This is a genomic window from Thermoproteus uzoniensis 768-20, assembly GCF_000193375.1.
Lineage (GTDB): Archaea > Thermoproteota > Thermoprotei > Thermoproteales > Thermoproteaceae > Thermoproteus > Thermoproteus uzoniensis_A.
This window is the reverse complement of the sequence record NC_015315.1, coordinates 969266-987549: the sequence shown is the minus strand read 5'-3', so window position 1 is coordinate 987549 and position 18284 is coordinate 969266. Positions and strand designations below refer to the sequence as shown.

Below are 18284 nucleotides of genomic sequence, written 5' to 3'. Positions count from 1 at the left end.
CCCTTTAAATACATAGCCAAACTACAAAACACGCCTCGCAAAACCCTAATACAACATAGCCGCAAGACAGGAAAAATAGGCCACCCTATGCAACTAGCCGCCGGCATAAAACTTATAAACAAGGAGGAGTGGTGTGCCCATGGCGGGCCGCCGTCCCGCAGGGGAGCGGCGGTAGTCTAGCCTGGTTTAAGGGGCCCGGACGGAGGATGAAGGGCCCCGACTAGGGATGGCGGCCTGCCAAGCCGTTGATCCCGGGTTCAAATCCCGGCCGCCGCACCACCGGTTTCCTCCTCTCTTTCCCCGCTTGGGAGGAAGTGCGCTATTAGTCTGAGGGCGTGGAGGGCGGCTGTGGTGTAGCGCCCCGGCGCTTGGCCCGGGCATGGGGTCCAGAGCTCGTGGGCGCAGGCCTTCTGCCTTGTGGCTCTGGACTTGTCGTACGCGAGGGCTATTAGGAGCTGGGCTCTGCGGGGGTCGGCCAGTATGTCTAGGCCGGCTTTTGGGTCTCCTTCTGGGGGCGGGGCGGGGGCCCACCTGGCTGTGGGCTGTGCGTCTATGTACCCGCGGACGACCGCGGCGGCTCCGCGGGGGAGGGCCAGCATGTAGAGGGGGGACAGATCGCAGGGCCCGCCTCCGCAGTATATCCTGAGCCCCTGGGAGACTCCTCTGGGGGCTGGGCGGCGAGCTCCGCGGCGGAGCGCGGCAGGTGGGGACACGCGGCGGAGATCGGGAGGCGTTGTCTCGGGACGGATCTGGAGGCGGAGGTGAGGCTGATCTGCGGCGCGGCGGAGCTCGTAGAGGAGTATAAACTCGACGTGCTTGGAGGGCTTTCAGACGCTCTAGGGGATATGGGGAAGGAATGGCGTTTCTAGATACAGCCGCCTCCCTTGTGCCGTGTCGGGAGGCCACTTTTTGGGTAGGTAAAGCTACTCAATTACGGCGCCGTACACCGCGTCTATTCCTAGCTGGCTTGCTCTCTCTAGCGCTTCTTTGTCTATATTGACGGCGACTATTATGAGGCGGTCTGCCTTCCTCCCCAGTATCTTCTCCGCCGCCTGGGCCTTCTCGGCAAACCACTCCACATCCTCAAGCTCCGCATGCGACTTAACCCCCAAGAGATACGTCCTCCCGTCGCGAATATAGACGTCGACCTCAATCCTCGCCCCCGGCTTCAGATACCGGCCGTCTACGTCTGTATAGACGAACTTCTCCACCCTCCCGGGCTCAACCCCCCTCTTCTCAAGAGCATCCCGGTAAATCTCCAAGACGGTACGCTCCAGATCCCGCCCCCACCTACGGCCCAGAGAGCCCATAGCCACCTTAAGCTCAGCCACAGCCTTGGTCAGCTCTTCTACTCTCTTGCCTAGCTCCTCAAGCCTCCTGCCGTGCTCCTCTAGCAACTTTTCGTGGGCTTCTAGCCTCTTGCCTTGTTCGGCGAGTTGTCTGGTAACCTCTTGGAAGCCTGTCTTCATATACTCGGCGAGGGCCCTCACCGCGTCGGCCATTTCCCTCAGCTCCTCAGACCTAGCCCTCCTCACAGCCCTCTCCACAACCTCCTCAAGCCTACCCCAATCAAGACCCACGAAAATAGACGCCGGCCGCGTTAAAAACTTTTGGCTTGTGCGGTGATGGCCCCATCGCGGCTGAACGCGCCGTGGGCCTATCGCTTGCAACCGGCGGCGCGCGGGCCTGGGGCGCGTCTGCGCTGGGTGAGGCGCCGCGGACAGTGGAATACCGTTAAATATTTACAGCAGTCGTCTGTAGTGACAACGATAGCCTTTCTCTCCGCCAGCGGGGGAGTAGGCAAGACGACGATGGCCCTGCATCTGGCCCACAAGTTCCTCGAGGAGGGGATCGACGTGCTCTTGGTCGATCTGGACCCCAGCGCCGGCCTGAGCGCGACTTTGCTGGGCGACGGCGGGGTCGGCGAGCTGGAGGCCGAGGGGAGGACCGTGGGGGACGCCTTGCTTAAGTTCATGAAGGGGCAGGAGGTCGACCTCGCGGACTACGTCGTGGCCGTGAACGTGGGGAGGTATAGGGCGAGTCTCGTGCCCGGCGGGGACTCCCTCAGCGACGCCATGGGCATAGCGTGGTTCTCCGGCAGCAGGCCGAGCCCCGAGAGGGTTGTCAGGGAGTTCCTGGAGAGGTCCGGCGCCGGCAGGTGGGGCGTGGTTCTGCTGGACACGCTCCCCTTCTACGAGAGGCGTTATACCCTCACGGCGGCCTACACCGCCGACAAGATTGTGGTGGTGACCCACCCCTACGGCTCGGAGCCGGCCCGGGTCAGGAGGATGTACGGCAAGCTGGCCGAAGTCGCCGAGGCCGCCGTGGACATCAAGGCGAGGGTTCTCATAAACAAGGTGGACGTGAGGACGAGGGAGGGGAGGGAGGCGTACAAGATAGTGGAGCGCACCCTCAACCTCCCCAGGTTCCAGACCGCGGTCGCCAACAGAGTCGCCTACACCAGAGTGCCCGCCATGGAGTACGTCAAGGACAAGGACGCCAGGAAGGAGCTGGACTCCCTCTATAGGGAGGTCAAGGAGTGGCTGAGCGTGGAGCTCAGCGTCTACTGATCACAGGCCCATGGCCATCTTGACTCTCCTGGCCGTGGACACGCCGGCGCCTCTCAGCATCTGTTTTATATACACGGCGTATTCGGCCAGCTGCCCCGACTTGAAGGAGGCGACCTCGTGGGCGTACCAGAGCCAGTAGTTGTAGTGCGCCTCGTCTCTGTACTGGGCCAGGAGCAGCGACACCACGTCGTCGACTGAGGCTTGTGGGTAGAACGCCTTCACCGGCGCCCCGTCGAACATCCTGCTGTTGGGCAGGGGGGTCTCGACCAGGAGAGGCTCGGAGCCTTGGGCCGGCTTTAGGTAGAACATGAGTATTTTGGGCAGGGTCGACAGGGCTTTCCGGGCCTTTTCGAGATACTCCGAGGCCGAGCCGGTCCTCTCGCCTCTAAAGGCCAAGGCGTCCTCCACTCTGTCCGCTACTGCGTCGAGTAGCCTCGACACCGACGTCAGCCCCTTGTAGTTCATATAGGCGTCGCACGCGCCGAGGAGCATGGGGGTCGTGTAGCTGCGGGCCTCCATGCGCCACAGCACGACGGGGTCCGCCACCGACTGCCTGAAGAGGGCGTCGAGGGCGGCTTGGGCCTCTCGGTCCCCTCTGAGCTTCTGGTAGGCGGAGAAGATGGCCTTCCTGAACCTCCTGAGCCACATGACCGAGTACCACCTCAGCCCCCTCTCCACTATGTAGTCGTCCAGCCTCCCCCGCAGCGCCTCGAACGCGGCGTATTCCTTAAGCACCTTGAACCGGCTGTCCTTCGAGACGAAGACCGCCTTGATGCCCGCCTCCTCCGCCCTCTCGAGGAGGTGCGCGAGGGCGTAGAGGGCCGCGATCATCTCCGGCACGTAGAAGATGGACTGGAACTCCCTAGTCAGTATCAAGTTGTGGGCGAGCATTATCGCCTTGGCGTAGAGCGAGCCGTCCATGAGGAGGTAGTCGAAGCCGCCCTCCTCCACAGCCGCCGCGGCGGCGAGGGCCTCGGCCATTATTAAGTAGGCCCAGGAGACCGCCGACGAGTCTACCGCGAGGACGTCGGCCAGAAACTCGCGCTTCAGCATGCCCCTCCCTACGGCGGCGGCCCTCGCCAGGAGTATCTTGTGGCCGTTGTCGAGCTCCACCACGCCTATCCCGCCGTCCACCGCAACAGCGGGGAGATCGGCCTCGGCCTCCGGCGCCCTCTCGACGGGTATGCGGGACAGGAGGAAGTCCAGGGAGGGCTCGGACCTCCGGTACTCCACGTACTTGGCGATCCTCCCCCTAGTCTCCTGGACGAACAAGTCGAAGAAGTGGTCCACGCCATATTGGCTACAGCAGATATATAGGGCTTCCTTATGCGGCCGGAGGGGAGCTGGCAGAAACTTTCGATGTACTGCAACCGTTTTAAGTAGAGGCGGCGCCGCGGCCATGGGGCTGAACAAGAACAGCACGGTGGTGTTTATAGGGGACAGCATAACCGATTCCGGCAGGAGAGACGCGGCGCCGCCTTTGGGCAACGGCTACGTGGCGCTCTTCAAGGACCTCGTCGACGTGAGGAGGCCCGAGCTGAGGCTCAACGTGGTCAACAAGGGCGTTAGCGGCAACACGGTCCGCGATCTGAAGGAGAGGTGGGAGGACGACGTGCTGGCGCTTAAGCCTCAAGCCGTGTCGGTGCTCATAGGCATAAACGACCTCCACAGATATCTGGGCGGCGACCAAGGGCTCTCGCCCGACGGCTTCTACGAGACGTATAGGGAGATCCTGGAGGCCACGACGAGGCGCCTCGACGCCGTCCTCCTGTTGATGTCCCCCTTCTACGTCGCGCGGCCGCAGTCGATGGACACCTTCCGCAGAAAGGTGCTCGAGGTCATACCCCACTACGTCGAGGCCGTGGAGAGGCTCAGCGCTGAGTACTCGACTCTCTACGTGGACCTACACGCCGAGTTCCAGAGGTTGCTGGAGCACGTGCCGGCGGAGGAGCTCGCCCCCGACGCCGTACACCCGACTAGGAAGGGGCACATGCTCATAGCCCTCAAGGCCTACGACTCGTTGTTCTAGGGGGCAAAGGTAAAATACCGCGGATAAGGCCGTATAGTGGCGGAGATCCTTGAGGCGAGGTTCCAGAGGGCGGTTTTCCAGGGCTCCGAGGAGGTCCTCGAGGCGGATTTCGAGGCTCGGTACGGCCCCCGCTGGAGGGCCCTCCTGGAGGCCGCGGAGGGGGCCGGGGAGGACGACGTGAAGGCGGCCGAGGCCAGGGCGGGGGAACTCGCCGCGCTCGTCTCGTCGAGGGTAGACGACGAGAGGACCGCCGCGCTCTACGCCAAATACGCCAGGAGCTTGGCCGTCGAGGGGCAGTTGAGGATAGGGCTCGACCTGTTGGGGCTGCCGGAAGCCTTGGAGAGGCTGATACGCTGGGGGCTCGCCATGCACTTCTCCGACGACGTCGTCGCCGCGCCTCCCTACCTGGCCGGCCTCCTGAGCCGCTACATGGCGTCAGGTCCGGCCGTGGAGGTGGACGTCGTGGGGGAGCTGTCGGCGCTGGGCGAGAGCTCGCTGGCCTTAATAGAGGGCGAGGTCGCCGGCGACGCCGACTGGGAGCTCTACGAGGAGGTCTACGGACCCAAGCCGCGGTCTAGGCTCGTGATGGGGAGGCTGGCCGCGTACGACCCCGAGCACGGCCTCGTGGTGAACCCGGCGACTTATCCGGACCAAGTCCTGGAGGCCCTGCTCTCGCTCAAGGAGAGGAGGGCGAGGCGCGTGGCGTCGGCGCTCGGCCTACACGGCGAGTACGAGTTCGACGAGAGGTCCCGTTGCGGGCTGGCGTATCTCTCCATGGACGGGACCGCCGAGGGTAGCGCCGAGGTCTACGTCTGTCCCTGGATAGCGGTCCCCATATCCGTCTCGAGAGGGGGCAGAGTCAACAAGGTCTTCGTTATCTGGGGCAGTCCCCCATCCTCCGGCTTGAGGAGGCGGCGGGACATGTTCGTCTTTCTGTACGAGGAGGGGGCCAAGGTGTTCTACCCCGAGAGGCAGAGGCCGGTCCACGAACACCTCGTAGATCTCCTCTACAGGTCGGGGCTCGCCGTCGCCGAGGAGTGAAATAGTTGCACTCTTCGCGGGGTTTAAGGGCCCCGGTCGAGATCCGGGACATGGAGCTCGTCAAGAGGAGGGTGTTGGACCTCAGAGGCTACGTCTGCCCCTACCCCCAGCTGGCCACGCTCAAGGCTCTGCGGTCCATGGAGCCCGGCGAGGTGCTGGAGGTGCTGACCGACAACCCGCCGTCTGTCCAGAACGTCCCGGCCATAGCGAGGAGGGAGGGGCACGAGGTCGTCGGCGTGGAGCAGGTCGGCGAGGGCCTCTGGAGGATAGTCATAAGGAGGAGATGAACCCCGTCGAGAAGTTCAGGGAGCGGGTGCGGCTCTACCGGGAGGCGGGGATAGCGCTGGAGTCCCTATCGCTCGGGTGCTCCGTCAAGGTGGATCTCTACGACGTGTTGTACCCCGCGCTGGAGCTTCTGAGAGACGACGTGAGGAGGCTCAACTTGGTCATAGCGCCTAGGGAGGACGCCGCGATAATGAGGGGGGCCGGCGCGGAGCTGAGGAGGCTGTACCTAGACCCCGAGGATCCCCATATAGACCCCGCCTTTCTCGAGTCCTACGCGCCAGACCTCGCAGTGGTTTTGGTCCAGCTATACATGGCCAAGGCCGCCACCCCCTCCAAATTCGCCGAATACGCCGCGAGGCTGTACAAGGCCCTCGGCTCCTCGCGGCATAGGGTCTGGCTGGGCAAGGGCCACTCCATAGTCAGCACCAAGAAAGGCGCCGAGTTCTTCATGGTGGACTTCCTCAAGGCGGAGCCGGGCGAGGGCTACGTATTGGCGAACAACGACACCATACAGGTCATAGACCCCTCCGAGGACTTCGACTCGCCCCTACAGGCGGCCGTCGCCGTCAACAACGCCCTCAACGACCTATACGTCAAGGGCGTCTACAAGGACGTGGAGATAGCGCCCGTCTACGACGCCCCCGAGCCCTACCGCGCCAGGGTCAAGGCCGCGGTGGAGTCCCACGCCGCCTCCTTGGGCAGGCTCGTCGAGGCCCCGCAGCCGGGCAGAGGCTATCTGCTCTTGGGGGCCACGGCCTACGGCCGCCTCGACAGAGAGCCCCCCACCTACTACAGCCAGCTGGGCGAGGGCTTTGTGGTGCTGGTGACCAGACCCTTCGGCGAGCTCGCCTACTTCACCACCTACGTGGCCGTGAACACCGACGAGGAGCTCCTCAAGGCCTTCGAGAAGTCCGTCATGCCGCTGGACCAGTTCGAGAAGGAGAAGAGGAGGGTTCTCGAGCTCATGGCGGCCCCCAACGCGGACGTGGCGAGGGTCATATACGACCACCTGCCCGACCTAGGCGAGAGGTTCGACCCCGAGGCCCACATAGCGGCCACCATAGACATATCGGGGCCCGGCGTCTTCGTGTTTAAGGAGGTCGCCGAGCGGGCCGGCGTCGACGTGGAGCTGTGGGACGTGCCGCTCCTCGGCCCGTCCGTGTCCAGATTCGCCGCGGAGAACTTCATAATGCCGGACGCCACGGCTGGGACCAACGGCGCCATTGCTGTATTCCTCCACAAGAAGCTCGCCGACGAGGTGCTCGACGAGCTGTCCAAGATACCCAGGCTGAGGCCCGCCGTCGTGGGGAGGGTCTTGGGCAAAGGCGAGGGCAGGCTGGCGGTGCCCAGGGAGGCGCTGGCGTATATCTCCAGCGAGAAGCTCAGGGAGAAGCTAGTCGGCGCGGCGCAAGTGCTGGGAGGCCTCGCCGGGAAGGCCGTCAGGGCGAGGGCCTACCTCGAGGGCGACGTGCAGGGGATTGGGTTCAGGCCGACGGCTAGGGCTAAGGCGAGGGCGCTGGGCCTGACGGGCTACGCCGCCAATCTGCCCGACGGCAGAGTCGAGCTGGTGGTGGAAGGGGATAGGGACAGAGTAGAGAAGCTGCTGCAGGAGCTCTGCGCCCGCTTCAACTGCAGAGTGGCCGAGCTGGCCTGGGAGCCCGCAGAAGGCGCCTATAAGGACTTCGAGATAAGGTAGGAAAAACTACAGGTATTCCCAGACGCCCCTCCCCCTATAGTTGTACACCACAGTCTTGTAGGCCGTGACGTACTCTATGGGGTACCCTATCCCCTCCCTCCCAATTCCGGAGTCCTTCCTGCCGCCGAACGGGAAGTAGCCGATGCCGTGTCTCGGGTAGTCGTTGACGTAGATATTGCCCACCTCGAGGAGCCTTATGGCCTTCCTTATCTTGACGATGTCGTTCCCGAATATCGCCGCGTCGAGGCCGTACCTACGCCCGTTGGCGAGAGCTATGGCGTGGTCCACGTCCCTCACTTCGGCTATCAAGGCGACTGCTGCGAAGACCTCGTGGTTGTAGAGGTACATGTCCCTCAGCCTCTCGGCCGGCGCCTCGATCAACGTAGGCCAGATGTAGTTGTCCCTGCGCCTGCCGCCGGCGAGCACGACGCCGCCTTTCTCTACGGCGTCCTTCACGGCCCTCTCGAACTCCTCGGCCGTCTCCACGTCGATTAGCGGGCCCATCTGGACGTCGGGATCCCTCGGGTCCCCCACCTTGACTGCGTTGAGCCTCTCGGCCAGCCGGTCCTTCAACTCCCCATAGATCTTCGGCTCGGCGAGGATCAGCTTTATGGAGTCGCACCTCTGGCCCGCGTAGCTTATTATGCCCGTCGCGATCCTGTCTGCGGCGAAGGCGGGGTCGGCGTCGTCGAGGACTATCGCCGGGTCGCCGCCGCCGAGCTCCATTATGTAGGACTTGATCCCGGCCGCCCTCATCAGCCTCTCGCCCGTCTCCGTGCTCCCGGTCAGCGAGATGACGGCTATCCTCCTGTCCTTGGCCAGCTCCTCCGCGGCCTTACCGGGTATGGGCAGGACCGAGAACGCCTCCATGGGGAACCCGGCCTCCTCGGCCACCTTGGCGAACATGAGCGCCGGGAGAGGCGTGGAGGAGGCGGGCTTCACCAGAACGGCGTTGCCGGCTACGGCCGAGTACACGAACTTGTTCACCACGTCGAAGAGCGGGTAGTTGAACGGAGTGATCGCGAGGACTACCCCAAGAGGCTCCCGCTTGACGATCGCCTCTGCCTCGAGGCTCTCGGAGGACCAATCGCCCGGGACGTACTCGCCGTAGAGCTTCCGCACGTCGAGATCCGCCCTCCTGAGCCTCTCTATAGAGGCCGAGACCTCTCCGTTGGCCGCCGGCCGCGTCTTCCCGTTCCCCACCACCAGCGCCTCGACAAAGTCGTCCCGATACCGCTCCAGGAGGTCGGCCATTTTGTTGAAGACGGCGAGCCTCCTCTCGCCCGGCATATCTCTGACGGCCCAACGCCCCCTCTCGTAGGCCGCGCGCAGGGCCTCCTCGACGGCCTCGCCGGAGGGCCTCGCCACCTCGACGTAGGGGGAGAGGTCTATCGGCGACTTGACGGGGACCCAGACGCCCTCGACCCATCTGCCGGCCACAGGCGCCTTAAATCTCGGGAGGCCTCCCGGCCCGGCCTCGCCGAAGTGCTTTAACTTGAGCTCGACCATGAGTGATATCAAAAATATGATATTTAACCTTTTTCGGCCGGCGCTTCAGTAGACGACCGTCCTCGCCTGCTCCCTTGCAAAGTTGAGGAGGTAGTATACTCCGTTGACGCCTCTGCCGGTAGCCCCCGACGCCTTCCAGCCGGTGAAGGGCTGGGCGCCCGGCCACGCGCCTGTCGTGGCGCCCCCCCCCCCCCCTGTTGGCGTAGACCACGCCGAACTCTATATGTTCGAAGAAGTACTCCACCTCGTTGGAGTCCTCCGAGAATATGCCGGCCGTAAGGCCGTACTCTGTGTCGTTGGCCTTCCTCAGAGCCTCGTCGAGCGTGTCGAACCTATCCACGAGGAGTATGGGCAGGAACAGCTCAGTCTTCCAGAGATAGCTGTCGGGGGCGACGCCCTCTATTATGGCAGGCTCCACGTAGAAGCCCTTGGAGAACTCGCCGTCCTCGAGCGCCCTCCCGCCGTACCTCAGCCTGCCGCCCGCCGACAGCGCGTCGGCCACATACCGCTTGTAGTTTTCCCTGGCCGATCTGTTTATGACGGGGCCCAGGAACACCTCGCGCCTCCTGGGATCGCCTATCTTGACAATCTCCTTCGTCTTCTCGACGAGCCTCTCCACGAATTTGTCGTATACCTCCCTCTGCACGTAGAGTCTGCTGGTGGCCGAACATTTCTGGCCGCCGAAGCCGAAGGCCGCCCTCACCACGCCCTCCGCCGCCTTGTCCAGATCCGCCTTCGCGGTGACTATTGTGGGGTTCTTCGAGCCCATCTCCAGCACTATGGGCTTGGGCCACGGCTGCCTCTGGGTGAAGAGGCGGTACAGCCTCATGCCGACGTCTCTCGACCCCGTAAAGGCTATGCCGGCCACTCTGGGGTCGCCGGTGGCCACGTCCTCTACGGCGTCGCCGGGGCCCGTGACCAAGTTCAACACGCCGGGCGGCACGCCGGCCTCCACGGCGAGCTGGTAGACAAGCGTCGCCGTGAAGGGCGCCTCGCTGGTCGGCTTCCAGACCGCGGTGTTCCCCATGAGGAGGACGCCCGTGAGCATGCCCTTGGCCAACGCAATGGGGAAATTGAAGGGAGATATTACGAACCAGGCCCCGTAGGGCCTCAAGACGCTGAGAGGCCTCTCGTTGGGGTTCGGGGACGACATAGGCAGTCTGTAGCCGTCCATCTTGCGTATCAGCTCGGCGCCCCTCTGGAATACGCCCAGCCTTATCGAGACGTCGATCGGGCTCCTCTTCTCGAACTTGCCGGTTGTGTAGACCTCCCTCCCGCCGATATAGATAGGCCACTCCCTCCCCAGAAGCTCCTCGACCTCCGAGAGGGCCTTCTCGTACGCCGGGTGGATAGACTCGTCGGCCAGGACCGAAACGTAGGTCACCTTGCCCGACATAGGCCTATCGGAATCTCCACCTTATAAAGTTTTCTGTATACATTTCGGAATATCTAGAGAGAGAAATTTATAAATATTAAGAATATATTAGATTATAGTAAAGAGACGCTGAAGAAATACGCCGAAAAATACGCCGAACTTCTCGCTTTATATTGATCGAGGGAATAGACCGCGTCGCCAGATGTATAGCGCTGTCTGCGTGCCGCCGCGGCTGAAGGCGATGCCGACTCCAAAACTAAAATTTCGGGCCGGCGAAGGCGCTTGCTGCCGTAATTCATAGGCAGGGGCGCGCCTCTGGGCCCTGCGGCGGCCCGCTCCCGAGGGCAGTAGGGCGATATCTCCCTCTCAAGCACACCCAATAAAGGGACGGCGCCAGCCCTCCGGTAGCTCCTCCGCGGAGAAGTCCCGGACGATCCGCGGCCCGCCCGGAGAAGTATCTAATATTCCCTTCCCGATATTAGGTATATCCCTTCCTCCTCGGCCCTCTTTCTCAGATGCTCGGCGGCGTCCTTCGGGGCGAACTCCACGGCGATTACCTTGAGGTACGTCCTAGACCCGACGAACCTCTCTGCGGCCTCCACAGAGCGCCTCAACTGCTCCAGAAGGCCCTCCGCCTCCTCGACGCTCCTCACGGCGACCGACACCTCACCCACGACAAGCGGCTGGGGGCAGAAGAGGTCCACCTCCTTAAAGCCGTCGACAGGAAGCGTCACGTTGACCCTCACGCTACACTCCACGCCTCTCTCCCTCAAAAGCCTCTCGACGACCCTAGCGGCGAAGTACTCGAAGCCTCCCCCAAGGGCGTCCCGGATCTCCAACAACGCAGACCTAAGCCAGTTGTTGAACTTGAACTGCTCTTCCCACCTCTTCTCGTTCTCTTCCCACCTGCGCCAGTTTTCCTGCCACCTCTTCTCGTTTTCTTGCCAACGGCGTTCGTTCTCCTCAAGGAACTTCTTCCACGTCTCGAACCACTCGCGCCAACGTCTCTCGTTTTCCTCCCACCTCTTCCAATTCTCTTCCCACCTTCTGTTGTTCTCCTCCCACCTACGCTCGTTTTCCTCCCACCTCTTCCAATTCTCCTCCCATCTCTTGTTGTTTTCTTCCCACCTCTTCCAATTCTCTTCCCACCTCTTCTCGTTTTCCTTCCAGCGTTCTTCTTCTGCCTTTACAAAGGTCGTGAAGTCTTCCCGGAGGCGTCTGAGCTCTTTCAAAATCTCGTCAAGGCCCAGAAGGCCGGCCACAGCTAGGCGAAACTCCTCATCCTCCTCCAAAGCCCTAAGAAACCTACGCTTCTCCTCAGCGGAGAGAGCCACGTAACTAGAGTGATCCTTTATTAATATATGTCTGCCAGCCCCCTAAGGCCCCTACGTCTGTCACAGAATTGGGAGCGGATTCGCGGCGACGGCATAGGCGGCCGACATTGAGAAACGCCGGGGGTGGGATTTGAACCCACGCCCCCTCGCGGGGACGGGATTTCCTGCAAGGCCTCAAGTCCCGCGCCTTGGGCCGCTCGGCCACCCCGGCCGGATCCCCCTAGGCCGAAATATTTAACCTTTCCGCCGCCGGTAAAGCTTTTTAAGCCTCCGCGTTGGTAGATACGGCGGGGGTGCCCGAGCCAGGTCAAAGGGGCAGGACGGGCAGGCCCCGTGCCAGGCTTAAGACCCTGTGGCGTAGGCCTGCGTGGGTTCGAATCCCACCCCCCGCACCACAGCTCTTACCATACGGACGGCGCCCGCGATCTCTTTTAATATGGTCCCTAGTAATTTCATTGGAGCTCTCGAAGCCTTGGAGGGATCCCGGCGGGTATAGGAGGGGGAGACTTCTGGAGGCCAAATACGAGGCCGAGCTCGCCTTGAGGTTCTTGGAGCAAGGCCTATACAGAAACGCGGCGGGCAAGGCCTTTCAGGCTTGGAAGGCGTTTCTGGCGGCCGTCGCTGTGGATCACGTCGGCCTTCTCGCGGAGCGGTTCAGGGGCACGAGGACGACTAGAGAGGGCAGAAGGGTGCGGCTCGCCGACTTCATAGCGGCTTTCATGCCGACGGGCTACATGCTCGCGGCCGCCGCCGTCTTGGAGGAGGCGTCTGGGCTGAAGCTGGCCGACCTCACCAACGTCGCGCTGAACCTCCACGAGTTCCAATACAACGGGCTGGACAAGTCCGGCACCTTCAGCAGATACCCCTCCCTCGAGCTCGTCGAGGCCGACGTCAAGAGGCTGGCAAACGCCGTGCTTGAGCTAGTGTCGAAGCTAGAGGGATAGGGCTACCTCGGTCTCCGCATCTGCGGATCGAGGCGCCGTCTGGCTGAGGGGCACGATCGCCGGCCTTCGTCGGCGGTAAGGTTTTTTATCGCTTCATTGGGTAGGGCCGTGGCGGTGCCTAGGGTTAGGACCTACGTGCCGGGCCTCGACGAGATCCTCTACGGCGGGGTGCCCGAGAGGAGCATCGTCCTGCTCAGCGGAGGGCCCGGCACCGGGAAGTCGATATTGGGGAAGCAGTTCCTCTTCAACGGCCTCAAGAGGGGCGAGCCCGGCGTGTTCGTGGCGTTGGAGGAGCACCCGGTCGCCGTGCGCCGTAGCTTTAAGCACTTCGGCTGGGACGTCTCGCAGTACGAGCGGGAGGGGAAGTTCGCCGTGGTGGACGCCTTCACCGGCGGCGTGGGCGCGGCGGCCCAGCGCGAGAGGTACGTGGTCAAGCAGGTGGACGACGTGCACGAGCTGGGCGACGTCTTGAGGCAGGCCATAAAGGACCTCGGCGCTAGGCGCGTCGTGGTCGACTCGGTCTCGACGCTGTATCTGACCAAGCCCGCAACGGCGAGAGGCACCATAATGGCGCTGAAGAGAGTCATCGCAGGTCTCGGCTCCACGGCGTTTTTCGTGTCGCAAGTGTCGGTGGGCGAGAGGGGCTTCGGAGGGCCCGGCGTGGAGCACGCCGTCGATGGAATTATAAGGCTGGACCTCGACGAGGTTGACGGGAAGCTGTACCGCTCCGTCATAGTCTGGAAGATGCGCGACACCAAGCACTCCATGGTGCGCCACCCCATGGACATAAAGGACAGCGGGATCGAGATCTATTGGGATAAATACATAAGGCTGGCGGGCGCCGCGGTCAAGATAGAGAGCCTCCCCAAGGAGGAGGTAGACGCCATGAGGAAGGCCGTCGAGGAGGCCGAGGGGCCGGCCAAGAGGATAGAGGTGGAGGAGGAAGAATGACGTCGCTCGACGTGCCCCTCAAGCCCGTAGGGAGAGAGGAGATACGCAGGCTGGAGTCGGCGCTCCTCGTCATGGCTCTACTCGACAGAGAGGCTCTGGAGGCCATGAAGAACCCGGCGGAGCGCGTCACCTGGGTGGACTCGTTGTACACCGCGGCGGCGGCCCTCGCCAGGGAGAGGGCGGGCGTGCCCGTCTCCAGAATCGCCGAGGAGCTCGGCGTCACTGAGGCGACGGTCAGACGGCATTTGAGAGGCGAGACCAAGGCCGGCCAGCTGGTGGCCAAAGTCTACGAGAGGCTGGCTAGGGAGGGATTCAAGCCGGAGCTCCCGCCCGAGCTCGGCGGAGTTCCCGACTGCGCGGGACAGGTGGAGGAGCTTAGGTCTAAGCTGGAGAGGGTCAAGAAGGCGTTGGGCGAGATATTGGGCTTGCTGAGGCCCTAGCCCAACTCCATCGGCCAAGGCGCGCGGACGCGCCGGCCCCCCTCACTGCCCCTTCGCGAAGCCCAGCACGTCGGCGAAGTTGGCGAGGTCCAGAAGGCCGTGTCCGCTGAAGCTGACGAGTATGACTTTCCTCTCCCCCGTCCTCTTGGCCTCGTCGGCTACCTCCTTTATGGCCGGCAGGACGTGGGCCGTCTCGGGCGCCGGGACGTAGCCCTCCAGCTGGGCGAATATCTGGGCCATTCTGAAGACGGTCTCCTGGTCGTAGTCCCTGCCCTCGACCCACCCCTTGTACATCAAGTACGACAGAGTGGGCGCGACGCCGTGGTACCTCAGCCCTCCGGCGTATATGGGCGGGGGCACGAAGTCGGCGCCTATGGTGTACATCTTGAGCTGGGGCAGTAGACGGCCGGAGTCGGGGTCGTCGTATTTGTAGACCCCCTTGGTCACCTTGGGCACCTCGAGGGCCCCCACAGCTATATACCTCCTCCTGACCTTCCCCGCCCTCAGCTCGTCGCCTATGAAGGGATAGAAGGCGCCTCCCCAGTTGGACCCCCCGCCGACTACTCCTATGAACACGTCGGGCTCCTCGCCGATTAGCTCGAGCTGTTTCTTGGCCTCGAGGCCGGCCACCGTCTTGAAGAGTATGTCGGCGTTTATCACGCTGCCGACGACGTACTTCCCTCCGTGCCTCAAGGCGTACTCAGCGGCCTCGGTTATGGCGACTCCGAGCGAGCCCGGGTGGTCGGGGTTCTCCCTGAGCAGCCTCCTGCCGTATTCCGTGAGCTCGCTGGGGCTTGGATGGACCTCGGCGCCGTACATCTGCATTAAGTACCTCCTCAACGGCTTGGCGTAGTAGGACGCCTTGACCATGAAGACGTGGGCCTTGGTCTTGAAGAGGGCGGCGGCGAGAGCCACGGCGGATCCCCACTGCCCCGCGCCGGTCTCGGTGGTGACGAACTTCGCCCCGTCCCTCAACGCGTAGTGGACCCAGGCGAGGGCAGAGTTGATCTTGTGGCTCCCCGTGTACGTGTAGCCCTCCATCTTGAGGTATATCTTGACGGGGGCGTCGAGGTACTCCTCAAGCCTCTTGGCCCTTATGAGGGGCGTGGGTCTGCCCACCTGTAAGTACCTCTCCCTGACCTCTTCGGGGATCTTGATATACCTCTCGGTCGAGAACTCCAGCCTCAAGGGCTCGGAGGGCACGACCTGTTTCAAGAGCTCCAGCCTCTTGCCGTTGTCGGGGTCTTGAGGCGGCGGGAGCGGCTCGGGCAAGTCGGCGAGTATGTTGTACCAGTATTGGGGCACCTCCTCGGGAGGTAGATCCACCCTCAACTTCTCCGGCATAACTCTCGGAAAAAGATTCTATTTATAGCTTGCCCCGCGGCCTACTTGACCACGCCGACGTCGGCGACCAGCGCGTACGGGACCGTCGCGGGGACCGGCATATCCCACCAATAGACTTGGGCCGCGCTCGAGGACAGCGCCTCGATGCCCTTCATGACAGCCTCCAACGTGTCGGCGATCCTCATGCGCCTCACGACGGCGACTGGCCTCCCTCCCTTCACCGCCAGCGCTACGTCCCTCCCGACGGTCGAGAACTGGCCCGTCTTGATGTTCTGGTAGCGCGTGTACCAGTTGTTGTGGAGGTAGTAGCCGTCGCCGAGCTCCGCCAGAAGGCCCTGCAGATCCCTCGCCCCATCGCCCGGCGCAACCGATATGTGGCCGGGCGCCGGCGCGAACCAGCCCCTCAACGCGTGTCCGGTGGTCTCGACGCCCAGCTTGGCCGCGGTCTTGTTGTTGTGGAGGAAGCCGGCCAAGACGCCGCGCCTTATCAGCTCGACGCGTTTGGCCGCGTTGCCTTCGTAGTCGAGGGGCGCGAACCCGTACACGCCCTCGTCCGCCGTCACGTCTGCGAGGGTCAGCCTCTCGGAGGCCGCCGCCGAGCCCACGTCGTTCGGGCCGTAGCGCGAGGAGCCGGATATCACGTTTAGCCCCGTCAGCCACATGGAGGCCACCTCCCCCATCAAGTGGCCGAACACTAGGGGTGAGAGCAACAGCCTGTACCGGCCGGGCTCAACGTCCCGTACCGGCAACCCCTTGGCGAGCTCGAGCAACTCGGCGTTTGCGGCGCCGGCCTCCCTCGGCCTCAGCTCCTGTATCCTCCTAGCCGCCGTGGCGGCCGTGGCGGAGAGATCTCCCCTGAAGCTCCTTATGGTCAGATAGGCTCTGTTCGCCGCGTATCTGCCCGACTTGCCGTAGGTATCCTCGTACTCGAATCTCACGTAGGTCAGCAAGGCGGCCCCGGCATTCCTCTCGGCGCCTGTAGCCCCGGCTATCGCCTCAGCGACGGCGTCGGCGAGCTTCTCGAAGTCCTCCTCCCTCTCCTCTCTAGGCGCCGGCGGGTTGGCCCTCAGCCTCACGTACAGCGGGTCCTGGGGCAACTTGGGGAGCTTCTTGAGGGCCTCGTCCAGCGCCTTGAGGTCCGGCTCCCCCGTGAAGGATACCGAGGTGGTCCGCCCGTCCTTGGCTAGATAGAGGCTGACCTCCTCGGCGGTCCATGTCTTGAAGGCCGTGATCTCGTCGTTGGCGAACCTCACCATATAGTGTTCGGCCCCAACCTTGACGAGGGCCGCCTCGTCGACCAGCCTCTCGACCAGCCTGAGCATCATGGCAACACCAGGAGGTTTCTGCTTCTGAAAGTCGGGCCGCCCATGGTGACGGGCACTCCCTGGGGCGGGTTGCCCTTGCCGCACGTGCCGACGTAGAGCTTGAAGTCCTTCCCGACGGCGTCCACGTTGCTCCAGAGCTCCTTCGTGTCTACCTCCAGGAAGCCCCTCACGGGCTCCTTCAACTCGCCGTTCTCGATCATGTAGGCCTCGAAGAAGCCGTACCTCCCCGCCTGCCTCACGTCGTCGATGTTCCACTCGGTGTAGGACGCCACGTATATCCCCCTCTTGGTGTCCCTTATTATCTCCTCGGGCTTCCAATCCCCGGGGACCAGATACGTGTTGCTCATCCTAGGTATGGGCTCCCGGTCGAAGGCAGACGCCCTGGCCCCCGCGTTGCTGTGGACCCCCACGATGGCCGCGTACTGTCTGTTGGTGATGAACTCGGCGGCCTTGCCGCCTCGCACGAGCCACTTAGGCCTCGCGGGCACTCCCTCCTCGTCGACGAGGTAGAACCCGTAGGTGCCGGGTATCGTTGGGTCGTCCACAACGTTCACAAAGCCGCTCCCGACCTCGACGGCGAGGTTCTGGGGCTTGACGTAGGACTCGCCGGCCTCTGCGCCCTCCCTGCCGAATATTCTGTCGAGCTCGAAGGGGTGACCCACCGACTCGTGGACGAATATGCCGGCCATCTCGGGGGAGAACACCAAGTCGTATCTGCCCGGCGGCGCGGCCCTCGCCTTGTCCAACAGCTCAACCACCTTCCTGGACTCCTCCGCCACGAACTCGTCGAACCCCTCCAGCGACTTGGCCGACGTCCCCCCTGCGGAGACGTCTCTCTGGAGGCTCCCCTTGGACGGCTCGTGGCCTATCAACAGCCCGAAGACGAAGACTCTGGGCACCTTGCTGTAGGCGTTGGCGCCGTCGCTCGTGACGACCCACTTCTCGGTGGTCCAGACCCCGCCCACGAAACGCCTGACGGAGACCCTCTTGTCGGCCTTGGCGTCCAGCTCCGCCAGATAGCCCTCCAGGTCGATCTCTATCGGCGGGAGCTCGTACCTAACTACGGCGAGCCTCTCCTCCGAGAGCTCGACCGGCCTCCTCCTCATGGCGCCGGCCGCCTTGGCCAATTTGACGGCCCTCTCGACGGCCGTCAGCAAATCCTCGGCGGCGGCCTTAGGCGTGGCGGCGAAGCCGAGCCCGCCGCCGGCGACTGCCCTCACGGCGAACCCGGAGGCCTTTGCGGAGCCCGAGAACTCGAACTGGCCGTTGCGGTAGCCGGCCCACCTCCCCTGATCCAACTGCCACCTCACCTCGACGTACTTGGCGCCGAGAGATAGGCCGTAGTCGACGGCCCTCGACATCAGCTCCTCCATACCCCACGGGCCGACCTCCCTTTTAACTATTGCCCGCGGCGCTATCCAACGGTCCCTATTTAAACCCC

General features: G+C 63.4%; 16 protein-coding genes, 3 tRNA genes and 1 pseudogene. 10 read left to right on the top strand and 10 right to left on the bottom strand.

What is annotated here, in order from left to right; translation table 11 throughout:
• Positions 1 to 165: 165 nt before the first annotated feature.
• Positions 166 to 279, top strand: a tRNA-Gly gene (locus TUZN_RS11045).
• On the opposite strand, the gene TUZN_RS05475 is transcribed toward TUZN_RS11045, so the two are convergent.
• Positions 258 to 713 carry a hypothetical protein gene (locus TUZN_RS05475; protein WP_237698192.1) on the bottom strand — a complete coding sequence of 152 codons (456 nt, stop codon included), beginning with the start codon at positions 711 to 713 and terminating at the stop codon, positions 258 to 260. The two genes, TUZN_RS11045 and TUZN_RS05475, sit on opposite strands and share 22 nt — an antisense overlap.
• A gap of 210 nt (positions 714 to 923) precedes the next feature.
• Positions 924 to 1580 carry a PD-(D/E)XK nuclease family protein gene (locus tag TUZN_RS05470; RefSeq protein ID WP_013679956.1) on the bottom strand — a complete coding sequence of 219 codons (657 nt, stop codon included), beginning with the start codon at positions 1578 to 1580 and terminating at the stop codon, positions 924 to 926.
• A gap of 180 nt (positions 1581 to 1760) precedes the next feature.
• On the opposite strand from TUZN_RS05470, the gene TUZN_RS05465 reads away from it, so the two are divergent.
• Positions 1761 to 2570: a ParA family protein gene (locus TUZN_RS05465; protein WP_013679955.1), complete on the top strand. Its 810-nt coding sequence runs from the start codon at positions 1761 to 1763 to the stop codon at positions 2568 to 2570.
• On the opposite strand, the gene TUZN_RS05460 is transcribed toward TUZN_RS05465, so the two are convergent.
• Positions 2571 to 3860 carry a DNA double-strand break repair nuclease NurA gene (locus TUZN_RS05460; RefSeq protein WP_052886114.1) on the bottom strand — a complete coding sequence of 430 codons (1290 nt, stop codon included), beginning with the start codon at positions 3858 to 3860 and terminating at the stop codon, positions 2571 to 2573.
• 109 nt (positions 3861 to 3969) lie between these two features.
• Here TUZN_RS05460 and TUZN_RS05455 point away from each other — a divergent pair, with 109 nt between their 5' ends.
• Genes TUZN_RS05455 through TUZN_RS05440 form a run of 4 tightly spaced genes read left to right on the top strand, consistent with a single transcriptional unit; the run spans position 3970 to position 7621 of the window.
• Entirely contained in the window at positions 3970 to 4599 is a 630-nt protein-coding gene (locus tag TUZN_RS05455) for an SGNH/GDSL hydrolase family protein (protein WP_013679953.1), read from the top strand.
• Between the two features lie 36 nt (positions 4600 to 4635).
• Positions 4636 to 5640, top strand: a complete 1005-nt coding sequence (locus TUZN_RS05450) for a hypothetical protein (RefSeq protein ID WP_013679952.1) — start codon at positions 4636 to 4638, stop codon at positions 5638 to 5640.
• A 50-nt stretch (positions 5641 to 5690) separates the two neighbouring features.
• Positions 5691 to 5927 carry a sulfurtransferase TusA family protein gene (locus tag TUZN_RS05445; RefSeq protein ID WP_013679951.1) on the top strand — a complete coding sequence of 79 codons (237 nt, stop codon included), beginning with the start codon at positions 5691 to 5693 and terminating at the stop codon, positions 5925 to 5927.
• Positions 5924 to 7621, top strand: coding sequence for a SelD-related putative sulfur metabolism protein (locus TUZN_RS05440; RefSeq protein ID WP_013679950.1), 1698 nt, complete (start codon positions 5924 to 5926; stop codon positions 7619 to 7621). The genes TUZN_RS05445 and TUZN_RS05440 overlap by 4 nt, the downstream gene beginning before the upstream one ends.
• 6 nt (positions 7622 to 7627) lie before the next feature.
• Here TUZN_RS05440 and gapN read toward each other — a convergent pair whose 3' ends face one another.
• The 4 genes and pseudogenes from gapN to TUZN_RS05420 all read right to left on the bottom strand — a co-directional run bounded on the left by gapN (position 7628) and on the right by TUZN_RS05420 (position 12050).
• On the bottom strand, positions 7628 to 9130 hold the full coding sequence (gapN, locus tag TUZN_RS05435) for an NADP-dependent glyceraldehyde-3-phosphate dehydrogenase (protein WP_052886113.1): 1503 nt from the start codon (positions 9128 to 9130) through the stop codon (positions 7628 to 7630).
• A gap of 45 nt (positions 9131 to 9175) precedes the next feature.
• Positions 9176 to 10526: pseudogene (locus TUZN_RS05430) on the bottom strand (aldehyde dehydrogenase family protein).
• A gap of 437 nt (positions 10527 to 10963) precedes the next feature.
• Complete coding sequence (locus TUZN_RS05425) at positions 10964 to 11839, bottom strand: hypothetical protein (protein ID WP_013679947.1); 876 nt, start codon at positions 11837 to 11839, stop codon at positions 10964 to 10966.
• A gap of 115 nt (positions 11840 to 11954) precedes the next feature.
• Positions 11955 to 12050: transfer RNA gene (locus tag TUZN_RS05420), tRNA-Ser, on the bottom strand.
• Between the two features lie 76 nt (positions 12051 to 12126).
• Here TUZN_RS05420 and TUZN_RS05415 point away from each other — a divergent pair.
• The 4 genes from TUZN_RS05415 to TUZN_RS05400 all read left to right on the top strand — a co-directional run bounded on the left by TUZN_RS05415 (position 12127) and on the right by TUZN_RS05400 (position 14174).
• A tRNA-Leu gene (locus TUZN_RS05415) sits at positions 12127 to 12234 on the top strand.
• Positions 12235 to 12294: 60 nt separating this feature from the next.
• Positions 12295 to 12783: a PaREP1 family protein gene (locus tag TUZN_RS05410; protein WP_013679946.1), complete on the top strand. Its 489-nt coding sequence runs from the start codon at positions 12295 to 12297 to the stop codon at positions 12781 to 12783.
• Positions 12784 to 12891: 108 nt separating this feature from the next.
• A complete protein-coding gene (locus tag TUZN_RS05405) occupies positions 12892 to 13734 on the top strand; it encodes a KaiC domain-containing protein (protein WP_052886112.1) in 843 nt (280 codons plus the stop codon).
• Positions 13731 to 14174: a helix-turn-helix domain-containing protein gene (locus tag TUZN_RS05400; RefSeq protein ID WP_013679944.1), complete on the top strand. Its 444-nt coding sequence runs from the start codon at positions 13731 to 13733 to the stop codon at positions 14172 to 14174. Before TUZN_RS05405 ends, TUZN_RS05400 begins: the two co-directional genes overlap by 4 nt.
• Before the next feature lie 42 nt (positions 14175 to 14216).
• Here the strand turns inward: TUZN_RS05400 and TUZN_RS05395 are convergent, their stop codons facing one another.
• The 3 genes from TUZN_RS05395 to TUZN_RS05385 are packed head-to-tail and all read right to left on the bottom strand — an operon-like array spanning position 14217 to position 18216.
• A complete protein-coding gene (locus TUZN_RS05395) occupies positions 14217 to 15518 on the bottom strand; it encodes a TrpB-like pyridoxal phosphate-dependent enzyme (RefSeq protein WP_013679943.1) in 1302 nt (433 codons plus the stop codon).
• A 41-nt stretch (positions 15519 to 15559) separates the two neighbouring features.
• A complete protein-coding gene (locus TUZN_RS05390) occupies positions 15560 to 16840 on the bottom strand; it encodes a TldD/PmbA family protein (protein WP_013679942.1) in 1281 nt (426 codons plus the stop codon).
• Positions 16840 to 18216 (bottom strand): TldD/PmbA family protein, encoded by a 1377-nt coding sequence (locus tag TUZN_RS05385; RefSeq protein WP_013679941.1) that lies wholly within the window; start codon positions 18214 to 18216, stop codon positions 16840 to 16842. Before TUZN_RS05385 ends, TUZN_RS05390 begins: the two co-directional genes overlap by 1 nt.
• Between the last annotated feature and the right edge of the window lie 68 nt (positions 18217 to 18284).